The organism is Variovorax sp. RKNM96 (assembly GCF_017161115.1).
GTDB lineage: Bacteria > Pseudomonadota > Gammaproteobacteria > Burkholderiales > Burkholderiaceae_C > Variovorax.
Genome location: NZ_CP046508.1, coordinates 2,717,111 through 2,730,619, shown reverse-complemented (window position 1 = coordinate 2,730,619; position 13,509 = coordinate 2,717,111). Strand labels below are relative to the sequence as shown.

The window sequence follows — 13,509 nt, the reverse complement described above, 5'->3', positions numbered from 1 at the left end:
GCAACCGGAGATCGATTTACTCAAGAGGCCCCGCCCCTTAAGATGAATTGTTAACAGTTTGTGACCATGACACACAAAAAGATTCAATTCCTGGCCTCGGCCCTTGCTGCCTTCGTTCTCGGGCTGTCTGCTTCGGCGCATGCGCAGACAGGCAAACCCCTGCTGATCGGCCAGACCTACGTGCAGACCGGCCCGCTCGCGTCGCTCTCGACCGAGCCGCTGGTCGGCATCCGTGCCATGTTCACCGCGCTGAACGCGAGCGGCGGCATCAACGGCCGGCCGGTCGAACTGCGCCAGCTCGACGACGCCTACGATCCCGCCAAGGGCGCCGAGAACGTCAAGACCTTCGCGAAGGACGGCGCCATCGGCGTGCTGATGCCCATCGGCACCTCGTCGTCGGTCGGCGCGATCAAGGCGGCCAACGAGCTGAAGATTCCCGTCGTCGGCCCCTACACGGGCGCGGGTCCGGTGGTGAAGTTCACCGAGTACGGCTTTCCGGTGCGCATCAGCTTCGACGAGGAATACAGCCGCATCGTGAACCACCTGTTCACCATCGGCCTCTCGCGCATCGCCTTCGCCCACAACGACAACCCCGGCGCGCGCTCGGCGATGGAGAGCACGCAGAAATTCATCGCAGAGCGCGGCGAAAAGATGGTCGGCAGCGTCGCCATCAAGAACGACGGCTCCGACGCGGCCGAGCGCGCCGCCGAGCTGGCCAAGCTCAAGCCCAAGGCGGTGGTGCTGTCGGCCACCAACGACGTGGCCGCCAAGTTCATTACCGCCTACCGCGCGGCGGGCGGCGAGACGGCCTTCTATTCGTTCTCTTTCCTGAACGGGCAGAAGCTCTTCCAGGACATCAAGAAGGACGCGGCCGGCGTGGTCATCTCGCAGGTCGTGCCCTACCCGTGGAACAGCGCGATGCCCGTCATCGGCGAGTACCAGGCGGCGATGAAGAAGATCGGCGTGACTGATTTCAGCTACGCCAGCCTGGAGGGCTACGTCACGGCCAAGGTCATGGTCGAGGGCCTCAAGCGCGCGGGCGCGAACCCGACGCCCGAGTCGCTGCAGAAGGGCCTGGAGTCGTTCAAGACGCTCGACATCGGCGGCATCGCGGTGTCGTACCGGCCCGGCGAGCACCGCGGGCTAACCTTCTCCGAGCTCTCGATGCTCAAGGCCGACGGGCGCTACCTGCGCTGAGGTCTTCCGCCCGGCGGCCTCGCGGGCGCAGAATTTCGTTCGTGACGACGCCCTCCACGAACGAGCCCCTCCTTCCTGCAGTGACGCGCGCGCAGTTGCTGCGGCTCGGCGCGGCACTCTGCGCGGGTGCCGCGCTCCCCTCCTTCGCCCAGCAGCAACAAGGCAGGCCCGCGATGCAGATGACCACCCGCCCCATTCCCTCCACGAAGGAAGCCCTGCCGGTCGTCGGCTGCGGCACCTGGATCGGCTTCGACCAACGCCCCGGCACCGAGGAGTACAAGCGCCTGCCCGGCGTGCTCGAAGCACTCTTCGCGGCCGGCGGCACGGTGATCGACAGCTCGCCGATGTACGGCCGCTCCGAGGAAACCACCGGCGAACTGCTGGCCACAGCGAAGCCACGCACCAGGCCCTTTCTCGCCACCAAGGTCTGGACCTCGGGCCGCGAGGCCGGCATCGCGCAGATGGAGCAGTCGTTCGCGCGGCTGCGCACGAAAGAGATCGACCTGATGCAGGTGCACAACCTCGTCGACTGGCGCACGCACCTGGCCACCCTGCGCGGCTGGAAGGACAAGGGCCGCGTGCGCTACATCGGCATCACGCACTACACCGCCTCGGCCTACGACGAGGTCGAGGCCGTGCTGCGCACCGAGAAGCTCGACTTCCTGCAGATCAACTATTCGCTCGATGCGCGCGATGCCGAAGAGCGCCTGCTGCCGCTCGCGGCCGAGCGCGGCGTGGCGGTGATCGTCAACATGCCCTTCGGTGGCGGCGGCCTGCTGCGGCGCCTGCGCGACAAGCCGCTGCCCGCCTGGGCCGGCGAGATCGGCTGCACGAGCTGGGCGCAGGTGCTGCTGAAGTTCGTGCTGAGCCATCCGGCCGTGACCTGCACGATCCCCGGCACGAGCCGCGCCGAGCACATGGCCGACAACGCCGCGGCCGGCGCAGGCACCTTCCCCGACGCGGCCTTCTGGCGCCGCGAAGCCGCCGCTATTCGAACTTGACGTTGTGCTCCCGCACCGTCGCGCCGAAAGCGTCGTACTGCGTGCGGAAGAACCCGGCGAACTTCTCGGGGCTCATGCCGTAGCCCTCGAAGCCCTGCTGCACCAGCTGCGCATGCACGTCGGGCCGCTTGAGCGTGTTCTGCAACTCCAGCGAAAGCTTGTCGGTGATCTCCTTCGGCAGCCCCGGCGGCCCGAAGAAGCCGGCCCACGGCGTGATGGTGAGCTTGCCCAGCCCCAGCTCGCCACCCGTCGGCACATCGGGCAGCAAGCCGCTGCGCTGCGGCAGCAGCGTGACGAGCGCGCGGATGCGCCCCTCCTTCACGAAGCCCGGCGCCAGCGTGCCGGTGGTAAACATCATGTGGATCTGCCCGCCCAGCAGGTCGGTCATGGCCTGCATGTCGCCCTTGTAGCGCGCGTTGACCACCTTGCGGTCGCCCAGCAGCTGCAGCATCGCGAGCTCCGAGGCGCTGTTGCTCGATGCCGAGTTGTAGGCGCCGGGCTTGGCCGCCACCATCGCCAGCAGCTCATTCACGCTCTTCACCGGCAGGCTCGACGGCACCACGAGGAACATCGAGAACTGCCCGGCCGAACTGATCGGCGTGAAGGCCTTGAACGGGTCGTAGGGCGAGGTCGGCCGCAGCGTGGGTGCCGCCACCATCGCGGTGTTGGTGCCCATCAGCAGCGTGTAGCCATCGGGCTTGGCCGACGAGGTGGCCTGCGCCGCGAGCACGCCGTCGGCGCCGGGTCGGTTCTCCACGATCACCTGCTGGCCGAGCTGTTTCGACAGCCCCTCCGCGATGATCCGCGTGAGCGAATCGGCGCCGCCACCGGGCGCGAAGCCGACGATCAGCCGCAGGGGCTTGTTCGGATAGGCATCGGCGCTCCAGGCCGCCGTGCCTGGCAGCACCGTCGTTGCAAGGGCCGCCAGGGCCAGGTTTCTGCGTCGCATGAAAGTCTCCTTGGTTCAGAAGATCAGAAGAGGTGCCGCACGCCGAACTCCCACCCCGAGGAGCGCATCCCGCCCGCCGGCGCCACGCCGCCGCTCACCACGTAGCGCGCCTGGCCGCTGTTCATCAGCCGCGCGTAGGTGCCGTAGAGCGCGGTGCGCTTGGAGAGGTTGTGCACGTAGCCGATGCCGAACTGGCGCGCGTCGTCGCGGTTGCGCGGCATGCCGTTGGCGTTGCGCAGGCTCTCGTCGCTGCGGTCGTCCAGGTACGCGTAGCTCACGCGGATGCGGCCGACCTCGAAGGCCGGGATGTGCGCGCCGATCTCGGCGGTGTTCTTGCGCACCGTGCCGCCCGCGATCTTCACCGTCACCTTGTTGTAGAGCGCGAAGAACTTCGCAAAGCCCGCGTCCCAGGTGCCGCCGATGTTGGCGTGCGTGTAGTTGCCGATGGTGGAGGTGGCGTTGAAGTGCGAGCGCGTCACGGCCGCCGCGATGTCGAACGCGCCCGAGGCGAAACCGAAGCGCGCGCCGCCGAAGTTGCCGTCGTCGCGGTTCGGCGTGGTGGAGTCGTTCTCGCCGGTGCCGATCATCGCCATGCCGTAGAAGCCGCCCAGCTTGGCCGGCAGCCAGTAGCTCACCGTGTTGCTGCCGGTGATGGCCGTGGGCAGCGGCCCGGTGCCCGCGCCCGCGAACGTGAGGTTGCCCGCGCGCGCCACGCCGTTGGCGTTGAAGGGGTCGAAGTAGATGCTGTTGTAGTGCGTCGGAATGAAGTCGTGGCCCAGCCGCACCTCGCCCAGCGAATCGTGCGAGAGGCTCACGAAGGACATGCGGTCGAAGGTGATCGGCCCCGCGGTGCCCGCGCCGCTCGTCTGGTTGTTGCTGTTGCTCGGCCGGCCGGTGCCCAGGTCGGGGTTCAGGCTGCCTTCGAGCCAGAACCCTGCGCGCAGGCCCCCGCCCAAATCTTCGGTGCCGCGAAAGCCGATGCGGCTGGTCGAGAGCCCGCCGTTCGACAGCGCCTTGACCGAACCGCCGCCCTCGCCTTTGGTGTACTGAACGCCGAGGTCCATCACGCCGAACACGGTAACGCTGGATTGCGCGTGCGCCGCGCCGCTGCTGGCAAGGCCGATGGCCGACCACATCAAAAGTCTCTTCATGGTTTCTTGTCTCCTGCTCTTTTCTTGGTTGAAAACTCGGGTCGCGCGCAGGGCTGCGCCACCGGGTGCGCACGGGGGCGCGCACCGGTTGGCGAAGCCGGGGTGAAAAAGGTCTAGCCCGAGAGCTCGGGGCGTTCCGTCCGGACCAGTACGGCGCCCTTGGACAACGGACTCACATTGCGCCGGTACTGCTGCAGCCAGCCGGTATCGAAGGCCGGCGGCGGCGCCTGCCAGTCGGCGCGGCGCGCGGCGAGTTCGGCGTCGGTCAATGCGATGTCGAGGCGGCGCGCGTCGAGGTCGATGGTGATCACGTCGCCGTCGCGCACCAGGCCGAGCGGCCCGCCCAGCGCGGCCTCGGGCGACACCTCGGCCACCACAAGCCCCTTGCAGACGAGGCCCGAGAGATGCCCGTCGGTCAGCAGCGCGACCTGGTCGCCCAGGCCCGCGCCATCGACCGCAAAGACCACGCGCGATGCGCCCCCGCCCATGGCCGGGCCGCCGCAGGCGCCAGCGCCGCGCATCACGACCACCTGGCCGGGCACGATCTCGTGGTTCTTCAGCGCGGCGATGGCGGCGTCTGAGGTCCAGAAGCACACGGCCGGGCCGGTGAAGCGCCGCACCTTGCGCTCAGCGATCCCGGTCTTGATGAGGCCGGACTCGGGCGCGAGGTTGCCGCGCAGGAGCACGATGGCCGGCAGCGGCGCGACCGGGCGGTCGATGGAGCGGATCACTTCGGCGTCCATCACTTCGGCGTGGCGCAGGTTCTCGGCGACCGTGCCGCCGGTCACCGTGAGCGCGTCCGTATCGAGCAGCGGCGCGAGCTGCTTCATCAGCGCACGGCAACCGCCCGCCGCCTCGAAGGCTTCGATCGAATGCTCGCCGATGGGCCGCACTCCGGCGAGCACCGGCGTCGTCGGCCCGAGGCTTTCGAAGAGGCCGTACACGTCGACGCCGCATTCCCCTTCGGTCGATATCGCCTGCAGGTGCTTGGCCGTGTTGAGCGAGCCGCCGACGGACAGCACCGCACGCACCGCGTTGGCGAAAGCGCCAGCCGAGAGGATGTCGCGCGGCTTCAGATCGTCCAGCACCATCTGCACGATGCGCGTGCCGGCCGCGCGCACGTCGTCCATCATCTTCGGGCTCAGCGCGGCGACCGGCGCGCTGCCGGGCAAGGCCATGCCGAGCGCCTCGCAGACGATGTGCATCGAGTTGGCCGTGCCCAGGCCCGAGCACACGCCCGGCCCGCGGATCGCCTCGCGGCTCATGCCGACCAGCTCTTCCACCGGCAGGTTGCCGGTGACCGCGTGCATTGCGCCGATGAACACCTCCTCGATGTCCATGTGCTTGCCGCGGTACTCGCCGCTCGGCTGGTAGCCGCAGGGCACGAGCAGCGTCGGGATGTTGAGCCGCGCGGCCGCCATGAGCTGCCCCGGTACGGTCTTGTCGCACGAGGTGAGGCAGACCATGCCGTCGAGCTGCGCGCCTTCGACGGCCACCTCGATGTCGTTGGTCACGAGGTCGCGCGCGCCGAGCATGTAGGCGCCGCGCGCGCCCGCGCCGGTGATGAAGTCGCTGGGCGCCGCGGTGCGGATCTCGAACGGCAAGCCGCCCGCCGCGCGGATCGCGGTCTTGATTTCCGCCGCCACCTTGTCGAGGTGGCTGAAGCACGCGGCCAGCTCCGAGGAGCTGTTGACGATGGCGATCTTGGGCTTTTCGCAATCCTCTTCCGGAATGCCGAGCGCGCGCCAGTGCGCATTGCGCACCGACCACAGATAAGAGCCGCGCGGGAAGTTGCTGCGCAGAGGGCGGGTCATGAGCGGTCTCCGTTCTTCTTTTTGGTGATCTCGATCACGCCGCGGTCGGCGTCCACGCGCACCCAGTCGCCGGTCTCGATGCAGGCGAGCGGATCGCGCTCGAAGTCGGTCATCGAGGGCGAGTGCGTGACCACGGCACCGAGCGCCATCTTGGTCGTCATCTCGTTGAACAGGAACGCGGCGGGCGCCGAGTTCATGAGCCGCGTCATGTGGAACATCGCGGACCAGCCCGACGAGCCCTTGGCCCCCGGGAACACCAGCACCTTGCCCGCAAAGCTCTGGCCGCGCAGCTCGTGCCGCGTCTCGATGACGGTGCCGGTGCGCGGGTCGATGCCGCCCCAGCCCGAGATGCGGTCGCGCGTGACCAGCGCCTCGCCTTCCGCAACGCCGCCGACCACCTTCCGGCCGCGGATGACGATGGTGTTTTCAGTCATGACTGCATCGCTCATTGGAATACCTCCGTGCTCCGCACTGCGGTGCGAGCTTGCTTGGGGCGGCCCGGCGCGGCGCTCATGCGTAGCCCCCGTTCCAGCGGCCGGTGCACGCTGCATCGATGCATTCGGCTGTGGTACCGAACCACGCCTGCACGCCGAGGATGGCGGGCAGGTAGTGCGCCTGCTTGGCGGAATCGAGCGCCACCGTCTTCGTGCCCTTGGGCACGGCGCGGCTCATGGCCGAGCAGCTGTCGGTCATGAGGATGCCGCCCGCGTCTTCGATGATCTTGGTGTAGCCGTTGCGGTCGGCCAGCGACTTGATGGCGCGCGGCGTGAAGATCCACAGCTCGCAATCGGGATGCACCTTGCGCCCCTCGATGAGCTGCGCGGCCTCCCAGATCTGCTCGATGGTGTAGTGCGGGCAGCCCAGCATCACGTACTGCACCTCCGCATCCTTGCCCGTCACATTGATCTTCTCGTAGGTCGCGCGGCGCTCGGCCTCGCCGTAGCGCAGCACCTCGACGGGCGCCTTGCCGCCGAGTGCCTGCTCCAGCGTCAGCGCCTCGGGCGTGACGCCGGCGATGTGGTACATCTCCACGCCGCCCGAGGACGACGCGGCCGCGCCGAAGTGCTTGAGCCTGGGCAGGTTCGGCACGCGGCCGATGCCGCGCTTGCTGTGCACCACCGGCACGCGCTCCTGCACGTGCTCGCCGATGTAGTAGCCGAGCAGGCCCCAGTCCTGCACCGACTCGACCTCGATGTCGAGCTCGATCACATGCGTCGCACGGCGGTTCTCGTCGAGGTGGTAGCCCCAGTACGGAATGCGGCCGGTGAGCATCGCCGCGCCCGTGCTCTCGCGGCCCTCGGTGTTGGTGCGCGCACCCAGCACCGAATTGCAATACACCACCGCCGACGACTCCATCCACGCGCAGTGCTCGCCGCGCGTCGGGATGTTGCCCACCTGGTAGGGCGTGCAGGTGTTCATGATCTGCGCGCCGAGGCCGGCCGCATGGCGCTCGCTGCGGTTGTAGAACTGCACGATCTCCTCGCTCACGCCCATGCGCTCGGGCTGGCCGGGGTCGAAGCCCAGCTGCAGGTGGCTCGTGAAGACCTTGAACTTGGGGATCTCGACCGTCTCCTGGCTGTCGAGGCTGAATTCGGAGAACACCGCATCCATACCGCCGCCCTTGGCGAGCGCGAAGTCGCGCTGGAAGGGCGTGGTCGAGGTGATGGTGGCGCAGACGTTGCGCGTCTCGACCAGTCGCTCGGCGCCGAGGGCTTCGCCGTAGCGCATCAAGAGGTCCATCGCCTTCTGCACGGCCGGTCCGTCGCGGCCGTCGTACATGGCTTTTTCTTCGTTGCTCAGGTGCATGACCTGTGTCTCCGTTCTTCTGTCATCGTGGGGAATGGTCCCCGGCCGGGTTGCTAGCCCGGCGAGGGCGAGGGCACGTGGCCTCCGATGTCGCGCGCGATGGTGAGCGCGATGTCGTGCAGCCGCGGTGCGAGTTCGTTGCGCAATCTGTCTTCGGTGAACACGAAGGCGGCGCCACCGCCGTTGAGCGCCATCACCTCGCCGTCGGGGCCGATGAGCGGCACCGACACCGAATTGATCTCGCGGTGGAATTCGCCGAGCGAAAGGCAGTAGCCCAGGCGCCTGGCCTCGTTGATGGCGCGCGTCATGGGCGCGGCGATGCCGTCCCACTCGGGGCCGCGCAGGAGGCGCATCGAATCGACCAACTGGTTGCGCTGCGCATCGGGCAGCGCCGAGAGGTATGCACGGCCGAGCGCCGAATTCGGCAGCGGCGCGCGCGAGCCGACGTCGAGCCGCGCCGAGAGCATCGAAGAGCGCGGGCGGCAGGCTTCGATCAGCACCATCTCCATGCCGTCGCGTATGGCGAGGTAGACCGAAGCACCGACCTCCTCCGCCATCGCCTGCATGCTGGGCCGCGCGGCGGCGCGCACGTCGAGGCTGCCGAGGAACACGCGCGAGAGCGACACCACGCCCGGCCCGAGCATGAAGCGGTCGGCCACCTGCGCTGGCTTGAGCATGCCCAGGGTGAGCAGCGTCGCGACCAGGCGGTTGACCGTGGGGCGTGGAATGCCGGTCATGCGCGCCACGTCGGCGTGGCCCAGCACCGGCCGCTCTTCGCTGAAGCAGCGCAGCACCGAGATGCCGCGCTCCAGCGCGCTCACGGTGTCGGAACGTTCGCCGCGCGCATCGGCGGCGTCGGCTGCAGAAAGAGAGCTGTCGTTTTTGTCGTTGGACATGGAGGGACCCTTTGAACGCTTTGCAAGACTCTGCAATGTAGAGGCTTGCGAAAGCGGATCGACCGGGTTCATGGCGAAGGTTCTTAGGCGCTGGCTTCGGCCGCGACGGCTGCCGCGCCCTGCCCCGCACCCGCCCGCAGGTACACGCCCTGCGCCAGCAATTCGGACTGCAGTGCGCTGGTGTCGATGAAGCGCGGCGCGATGCCGCCGCGCGAGGCCAGCGCCGCTGCCACGCCTGCCGCCTGGCCGGTGATCCAGCACTGCGGAATCTCGCGCATGAAGCCGTGCGAGTTGCGGTCGCACGAGATGTGGCGGCCGCAGGCCACGAGGCCGTCGAGCTGCTGCGGCACCAGCGCGCCGTAGGGAATGGAGATGTTCGGGAATTTCGGCGACACCGCAGGCGTTACGCCGATCTCGTCCGCCAGCGCTACGCCGTCGGGCCACTGGCTGCGCAGCACCGCGCCCACGCCGGAGAGGCGCCGCGCATGGCGCACGCCGATCTGCGGCGCGCTCAGCATCAGGTAGGCGTCCTCGAAGCCGGGTGCGTGCGCCTTGAAGTAGTCGAGGTGCGCGGCCATGGCGCGGTGCGAACGCACTTCGACGGCCGTGAGGTCGTCCACATCGAGCGCCGAGTAGCCCGACTGGCGCGGTCCCATGAAGAGCGCCACGTCGTTGCGCCACGAGACGAAGGGCCGCTCGAAGAGGCCCAACTGCTCGCGCCCGCGCGCCATGAAGCCGGCGAAGGCCTCGGGCTGGCCGGCCTTGAATTCGATCCAGCGGTTCATGTCCACGCCGCCGAAGAGCCACGAGGTGTTCATGCAGTGGTGCACGTCGGCCTCCTCGATGTCGTTCACGTAGGCCGCGCCGGCACGGGCGAACAGGTCGCCGTCGCCGGTGGCGTCCACCACCACGTCGGCCATGATGGCCATACGGCCTTCCTTGCTCTCGAAGACCACGCCTTTGACGGCGCCATCCTGCACGATCGGAATGGCGGCCCACGAGTGGTAGATGAGCTTGACCTTGCGCTCCAGCACGATCTCCTGCGAGAGCAGCTTCAGGCGCTCGGGATCGATGGTGGGCGACCAGGTGACGATGCCGTGATAGGCGGCGGTGCGCTGCGACCAGTGCGCGGCCTTGGCCACGTCCTGCGAGCCCCAGTCCTCGCGTTGAGGGCCGGCGATGGCGTCGGCGGGAAGGCGATCGAACAGTTCCTCGGCGAAGCCGCGGATCACCAGCTTGCCCTCCCAGTCGGTCATGCGGTCGATCCAGATCACCAGGCCGCCGGTCGACAAACCGCCCAGGTGGTTGTAGCGCTCGAGCAGCGCCACGTCGGCACCCGCGCGGGCGGCAGCAGCGGCTGCGGCGGTGCCCGACGGGCCGCCGCCGACCACCAGCACGCCGCAGCGGTGATAGACCGGAATGTTCTTGCCGGGCTCGGCCCAGCTGCCGTGGTCAGGCCGCTTGACGCGGCTGTCGCGGTCGAAGATGTCGGAGGACAGGATGCGCTCGTCGGTGCGGACGACAGTTTTCATGGATGGTTATCTTGGATGGGCTGTTTCGTCGTATTTTGATTTCAATGTTCATTTTGTCAAACACAAAAGGCCATAAAAGCCATTTGTTCGGGGTATTCCCTAGTCAATGTGGATTTTTATGATTTTCTAAATCAATATAAGAAGAACATTCCAACGGAGACATCGATGAAGAAACTCAACGGCACCCGCCGTGCATTCGGCTCGGCCCTGAGTGCCGCGGCCTTGCTGGGCCTGGCGCCGCTCGCGTTCGCGCAGAACTTTCCGTCGCGCAACAAACCGATCCGCATCGTCGTGGGCTTCACCGCCGGCGGCGGCACCGACGCGCAGGCGCGCATCGTGGCGCAGAAGCTCGGCGAGGTGCTGGGCACCAGCGTGATCGTGGACAACCGCCCCGGCGCGAGCACCATGCTCGCGGCCAACGAGGTGTCGCGCGCGCTGCCCGACGGCTACACGCTGCTCTATGCGCCCTCTTCCACGATGGCGCAGAACCCGCACACCTTCGCGCAGGTGCCCTACGACCCGTTCAAGGACTTCACCGCCATCTCGATGGGCGGACGCGGGCCGCTGGTGCTGTCGGTGAGCACGACGGTGCCGGCCAACAACGTGAAGGAACTCGTGGCCTACGTGAAGGCGAACCCCGGCAAGGTGAGCTACGCCTCGTTCGGCGCGGGCACCTCGTCGCACATCTACGGCGAGGCCTTCGTGAAGAAGACCGGCGTCGATGCGGTGCACATCCCCTACAAGGGCGGCTCGGACGCGGCGAAAGACCTGATCGGCGGGCGCGTGCAGTACATGTTCGACTCGGCCTCCTCGGCGGTCATCACCTCGGCCTCGGGCAAGGTGAAGATCCTGGCCATCGCGGCGAACGCGCGCATCTCGGCGCTGCCCGATGTGCCCACCTTCGCCGAACAGGGCGTGACGGGCCTGGACCTGCCGAGCTGGCTCGGCTTCTACGGCCCCGCGCACATGCCCGCGCCGGTGGTGGCCAAGCTCAACGCTGCGCTCACGCAGGTGCTGGCGATGCCGCAGGTGCGCGAGTTCTATCGCACGGGCGGCTACGAAGCCGGCGCGACGACGCCGGAAGAATTCGCCGGCATCACCCGCACGACCTACGAGCGCTGGGGCGCGATGGTTCAGCAGGTAGGCTTGGCCAAGCAATGACCACAGCTCTCTTTGTCTCCCGGCGCCGCCTCGCCGCCTGGCTCGCACTGGGTGCGGCGGCCCTGCCACTGTCTTCACTCGCAGCCTCGCCCGCGGCCTTTCCGGAAAAGGGCCGCAGCATCCGCATCGTGCTCGGCCTCGCGGCGGGCGGTGCCTCCGATTCGCAGGCGCGCTTCGTCGCCAACAAGCTCGGCGAGGTGCTGCAGACGCCGGTCATCGTGGAAAACCGGCCGGGCGCAAGCTTCATCCTCGCGACCGAGGAGGTGATCCGCGCGGCGCCCGACGGCTACACCTTCATGTACGCGCCCTCTTCGGTGGTCGCGCAGAACCCGCAGACGCTGGCACAGGTGCGCTACGACCCGTTCAAGGACCTCACGCCCATCTCGCTCGGTGCGCGAGGCCCGCTGGTGCTGACCGTGCACACCAGCGTGCCGGCGCGCAATGTGCAAGAGCTGGTCGCCTACATCAAGGCCAACCCCGGGAAGATGAGCTATGCCTCGTTCGGCACCGGCACCTCGTCGCACATCTACGGCGAGGCTTTCGCGCGGCAGGCCGGCCTCGACGTGGTGCATGTGCCCTACAAGGGCGGCGCCGATGCGGCGAAGGACTTTCTCGCGGGCCGCGTGCAGTACTACTTCGACGCTGCGCCCAACGCCATCCAGAACACGGCCACCGGCAAGGTGCGCATGCTCGCGGTGGCGGCGCCCAAGCGCAGCGCGATGCTGCCCGACGTGCCCACGATGACAGAGCAAGGCGTGAGCGGCGTCGACATGGCGAGCTGGCTCGGCTTCTACGGGCCTGCGCGCATGCCGGCGCCGGTAGTCGCGAAGCTCAACGCCGCATTGGCGCAGGTGCTGGCGATGCCGGCCACGCGCGACTTCTTCCGCCAAGGCGCCTACGAAGCCGAGTCGTCGACGCCGCAGCAACTGGCCGAGCTGACGCGCACGACCTACGACCAGTGGGCCGAGACCATCCGCAAGCTCGGCCTCACGAAGCAGTAGCGGCTGCGAAGTTCAGCCGAAGAACTTGCGCAGCTGCGCATTGGTCTCGGCGGCGCGTTCGTACTGCACCCAGTGCCCCGCGCCGTCGATCACCACGCCTTCGCGGTGCGGCCCTTCGCTCGCGAGGAGTGCCACCAGCGGACGCGGATCGGCCGTGACGTCGTATTCGCCCCAGAGCAGCAGCGTCGGCACGCCCAGCGTGCCGATCGCCTTGCGCAAGCCGCCGGCCTGCGACACCTCCTTGCTGCGAAAGCGCGTGCCGTGGCATGAGATGTCGTGGATCTCGAAGGCCAGCGCGTCAATGGCCGACGTGTCGTGCAGCATCAGCGCGCCCAGGTTGTGCAGCAGCGCGGCGCGCTCGGCCTCGCGGTCGGGGGCAGCGCGCCAGTTGATCATCTGCGCCGTCATGCGGCGCAGCGTGCCGTGGCCGCCGCTGCCCAGCAGCGCGAGCTTTCGCACCGCGCTACGCTGCACCGCGAACCGCGCGGCGGTGAGGCCGCCGAAGGAAAAGCCGCCCAGGTCGATGGGCGTGCCCGCGCCGACGAGCGCATCGAGCGTGCCGCCGAGCGCCTTCAGCAAAGGCAGCAGGGAGTCTTCGCCGGGCGCCACGCGCGGCAGCGCATCGGAATCGTGGAAGCCCGGCATGTCGGGCAGGAGCAGCGTGCGCTCGGCCGAGAGTGCCTCGGCATTGCGCAGCCAGTGCATCCAGCTGCCGTGGCCGCCGTGCAGCAGCACGATGGGCGGCCGCGTGGTGTCGGTGCCGAAGCGGCGCCAGCGCACGCGGATGCCTTCGTGCGCGGGGTCGTGGTGGGTGGAGAGCGCGTCGATGCGCGCGATTTCGCTGCGCGCCGCGGACGCTTTGGGGTCGTCAGGGGTGTCGGGGCTGTCGGGGGTCAGAGGCATCCCTCGATTTTGCCGCGCGGCCTTGCGCGCCGCAGCGGGCCGCTGGGATGCCCTGCATAGAATCCGCCGCAGCGTCCGCCGAACAGGTCGCCCGCTCT

12 protein-coding genes are annotated in these 13,509 nt (G+C 68.4%); 4 read left to right on the top strand and 8 right to left on the bottom strand.

Features of this window, described 5'->3' with window-relative positions:
* Positions 1 to 66 precede the first annotated feature (66 nt).
* Together GNX71_RS12635 and GNX71_RS12630 are read left to right on the top strand one after the other, a co-directional pair.
* Complete coding sequence (locus GNX71_RS12635) at positions 67 to 1,197, top strand: ABC transporter substrate-binding protein (protein ID WP_206178632.1); 1,131 nt, start codon at positions 67 to 69, stop codon at positions 1,195 to 1,197.
* 173 nt (positions 1,198 to 1,370) lie between these two features.
* Positions 1,371 to 2,198 carry an aldo/keto reductase gene (locus GNX71_RS12630; RefSeq protein ID WP_206179442.1) on the top strand — a complete coding sequence of 276 codons (828 nt, stop codon included), beginning with the start codon at positions 1,371 to 1,373 and terminating at the stop codon, positions 2,196 to 2,198.
* On the opposite strand, the gene GNX71_RS12625 is transcribed toward GNX71_RS12630, so the two are convergent.
* The 7 genes from GNX71_RS12625 to GNX71_RS12595 all read right to left on the bottom strand — a co-directional run bounded on the left by GNX71_RS12625 (position 2,185) and on the right by GNX71_RS12595 (position 10,346).
* Positions 2,185 to 3,147, bottom strand: a complete 963-nt coding sequence (locus GNX71_RS12625; RefSeq protein WP_206178631.1) for a tripartite tricarboxylate transporter substrate binding protein — start codon at positions 3,145 to 3,147, stop codon at positions 2,185 to 2,187. The genes GNX71_RS12630 and GNX71_RS12625 overlap by 14 nt on opposite strands.
* Before the next feature lie 23 nt (positions 3,148 to 3,170).
* On the bottom strand, positions 3,171 to 4,298 hold the full coding sequence (locus GNX71_RS12620) for a porin (RefSeq protein WP_206178630.1): 1,128 nt from the start codon (positions 4,296 to 4,298) through the stop codon (positions 3,171 to 3,173).
* 113 nt (positions 4,299 to 4,411) lie between these two features.
* Positions 4,412 to 6,112 (bottom strand): dihydroxy-acid dehydratase, encoded by a 1,701-nt coding sequence (gene ilvD / locus GNX71_RS12615; protein ID WP_206178629.1) that lies wholly within the window; start codon positions 6,110 to 6,112, stop codon positions 4,412 to 4,414.
* Entirely contained in the window at positions 6,109 to 6,561 is a 453-nt protein-coding gene (locus GNX71_RS12610; protein WP_206178628.1) for a DUF126 domain-containing protein, read from the bottom strand. Before GNX71_RS12610 ends, ilvD begins: the two co-directional genes overlap by 4 nt.
* Before the next feature lie 61 nt (positions 6,562 to 6,622).
* Complete coding sequence (locus GNX71_RS12605; RefSeq protein WP_206178627.1) at positions 6,623 to 7,918, bottom strand: aconitase X catalytic domain-containing protein; 1,296 nt, start codon at positions 7,916 to 7,918, stop codon at positions 6,623 to 6,625.
* Positions 7,919 to 7,971: 53 nt separating this feature from the next.
* The gene (locus tag GNX71_RS12600; RefSeq protein WP_206178626.1) at positions 7,972 to 8,814 is read right to left on the bottom strand and encodes an IclR family transcriptional regulator; all 843 of its coding nucleotides are present in this window, start codon (positions 8,812 to 8,814) and stop codon (positions 7,972 to 7,974) included.
* 83 nt (positions 8,815 to 8,897) lie between these two features.
* On the bottom strand, positions 8,898 to 10,346 hold the full coding sequence (locus GNX71_RS12595; RefSeq protein ID WP_206178625.1) for an FAD-dependent oxidoreductase: 1,449 nt from the start codon (positions 10,344 to 10,346) through the stop codon (positions 8,898 to 8,900).
* A 165-nt stretch (positions 10,347 to 10,511) separates the two neighbouring features.
* On the opposite strand from GNX71_RS12595, the gene GNX71_RS12590 reads away from it, so the two are divergent.
* A complete protein-coding gene (locus GNX71_RS12590; RefSeq protein ID WP_206178624.1) occupies positions 10,512 to 11,507 on the top strand; it encodes a tripartite tricarboxylate transporter substrate binding protein in 996 nt (331 codons plus the stop codon).
* A complete protein-coding gene (locus GNX71_RS12585; protein WP_206178623.1) occupies positions 11,504 to 12,508 on the top strand; it encodes a tripartite tricarboxylate transporter substrate binding protein in 1,005 nt (334 codons plus the stop codon). Before GNX71_RS12590 ends, GNX71_RS12585 begins: the two co-directional genes overlap by 4 nt.
* A gap of 12 nt (positions 12,509 to 12,520) precedes the next feature.
* Here GNX71_RS12585 and GNX71_RS12580 read toward each other — a convergent pair whose 3' ends face one another.
* Positions 12,521 to 13,411 (bottom strand): alpha/beta fold hydrolase, encoded by an 891-nt coding sequence (locus tag GNX71_RS12580; RefSeq protein WP_206178622.1) that lies wholly within the window; start codon positions 13,409 to 13,411, stop codon positions 12,521 to 12,523.
* Between the last annotated feature and the right edge of the window lie 98 nt (positions 13,412 to 13,509).